This window comes from Asanoa sp. NPDC050611, assembly GCF_040654855.1.
Lineage (GTDB): Bacteria > Actinomycetota > Actinomycetes > Mycobacteriales > Micromonosporaceae > Asanoa.
The window spans coordinates 1-1575 of the sequence record NZ_JBFAIU010000667.1 but is presented as its reverse complement, the minus strand read 5'-3'; the positions used below and the strand labels follow the sequence as shown (position 1 = coordinate 1575).

2 protein-coding genes are annotated in these 1575 nt (G+C 76.0%); both read right to left on the bottom strand.

Annotation, left to right across the window (positions count from 1 at the left end):
- The coding region (locus tag AB0H87_RS41660) for a DUF4062 domain-containing protein (protein WP_360159354.1) at nt 1–852 on the bottom strand (852 nt) is incomplete at its 3' end.
- A partial coding sequence (locus tag AB0H87_RS41655; protein ID WP_360159351.1) for a hypothetical protein occupies nt 849–1575 on the bottom strand: 727 nt, incomplete at its 5' end. The genes AB0H87_RS41655 and AB0H87_RS41660, both read right to left, overlap by 4 nt.

Below are 1575 nucleotides of genomic sequence, written 5' to 3'. Positions count from 1 at the left end.
TCGAGCAGGGTGTGGCCGCCACCCGCCGCCTGGTCGACGATCCGGCCCTGGCCGGGTTGACGGGCCGCTACTTCGACGGCGGCACGGAGGCCCGCCCCCGAGGCCGCGGGCCACCGCCTCGCCGACCAGGTCGACCGAGGCCACCGTGGACAGGTCGAGATAGCGCACGCCGTCCGGGAACGCGCCGGCGACCTGTTCCGCGACGGCGGTGGCGAGCCGGGTCTTCCCGATCCCGCCGGGGCCGATCAGCGTGACCAGTGGCACGTCGTCGTCGGTCACCAGCGTGGCCAGCGCGGCCATCTCGTCCGCGCGGCCGACCAGCGGGGTCCGCGAGACCGGTAGGCCGTTGCCGGTCGGCACCTCGGTCGCCGCCGTGGCCGTGGCCGTCTCGAAGCGTTCCGAGAGCAGCAGGGCCAGGTCCCGCTCGACCAGGTCGTGCAGCTCCGCGGTGTCGCCGAACCGGCGGTAGCTCACCCGCCCGTCCCGTTCGACGGCGGCCAGCAGGGCGGTCAGCCGCGGGTCGCGGCCGGGCGCCGGTTCCTTCACGTAGACGAGCCGGGGGAGGTGCGCGGCGATGCCCAGCTCGTCCGCGAGGCCGGAGATGTCCTCCTCGGGGGCGATCCAGCCGTAGCTCTCGCCGTACACGCCGATGAAGATCTGGCTCTGTTCGACGTAGGCGCGGTAGACCTCGCGGGGCGGGTGCGGGCGCGCGCCCTGCTCGAACATCACCGGCACGAGCCGCAGGTCGCGCACGGCGTCCCGGACGGCCGCCCGCTCGGTCGCCAGCTCGCCGAGCGTGGAGCTGACGAACACCCGCAGGCGCTGGTCCGGCGTCAGGATCGTCGGTGTCATCGGCCCGCCGTCGCTTCGGCCACCGCGCGGTCCACCCCGAGCTGCTCGCCGTCGCGCCAGGCCCCGTCGAAGCCGTCGGGGCCGAGCTGGGCGCGCACCGCGGCCCGGCCCGGCCCGGTCGCCGGCCAGGGTGCCACGAACGCCCGCATCCACATCTCGTTGGACGGGGTACGCAGTGCCTGCGCGGCCGCCTCCAGCCGTACCGCCCGCTCCAGGTCGCCGTGCCTGCTGTCGAGGTCGGCCACCGCGGAGAGGAACTGCGCGACCGCGGCCTCGTCGCCGGCCGGCGCGGCCATCGCCAGTCCCTCGACGAGATGCCCGCGCGCGTCGGCCGGGTCGTTCTCGGCGACGGCGCAGACCGCCCACGTGTACTGGGTGACGAGCGCGGTGAACTGGTCCTGCACGGCGCGGGACACCTCGAGGGCCAGCCGCAGCTGCGCGCGGGCGGCGGCGTAGTCGCCGTCGGCGATCCGCTGCCGGGCGATCCGGCAGTGGTAGAGGCTGGCCTGCCAGTCCTCGCCGTGGTCCTTGGCCTCGGTCAGGAACGTGTTGGCCCGCTCGCGGTCGCCGCGCAGCATCGCGAACTGGCCGAGCGGCCCGGCCGCCAGCGCCGCGCCCCGCTCCTCGCCGCCCGCCCGCAGGAACGGCAGCGCGCGCAGGAACAGCCTCGAGGTCGCCTCCGGCGGCGAGCTCGACCTGGCCCTGGCCGCCGGAGCACGCACC